Below are 336 nucleotides of genomic sequence, written 5' to 3'. Positions count from 1 at the left end.
GTCGACTCCCGGTCGGAGGCGCTGGAGCGCGCGGCGGATTTTCTGATCCGCGAGCACGTCGCCCGTGAGACGGGGCGCTTGTCGCCATGAGACGCCGGTCCCGAAAACGATTGGAGCTGGACATCACCCCCCTGATCGACGTGCTCTTCATGCTCATCATCTTCTTCGTGCTGACCGCCAGCTTCGTGCAGGGGAGGGTGGAGGTGGATCTGCCCCGCGGCGAGGGGATGCCGAAGAGGGAGGGCGGGGCCCTGCTGGTGTCGGTGAGGGCGGACGGCACGGTCCTTTGGGGCGGAGCCGCGGTGACGAGCGCCGACGTCCCCGCTCTGGCCTCGC

At 69.0% G+C, this 336-nt stretch carries 1 protein-coding gene; it reads left to right on the top strand.

Features of this window, described 5'->3' with window-relative positions; all coding sequences use genetic code 11:
• Positions 1-86: 86 nt before the first annotated feature.
• Positions 87-336, top strand: a 250-nt coding sequence (locus tag EII26_RS12975; protein WP_199735237.1) for an ExbD/TolR family protein, incomplete at its 3' end; no start/stop codon positions are given.

Origin of the sequence: Fretibacterium sp. OH1220_COT-178, assembly GCF_003860125.1 — a bacterium.
GTDB lineage: Bacteria > Synergistota > Synergistia > Synergistales > Aminobacteriaceae > CAJPSE01.
Note: the sequence above shows the minus strand (reverse complement) of the source record. Positions and strands in the feature narration are given on the sequence as shown.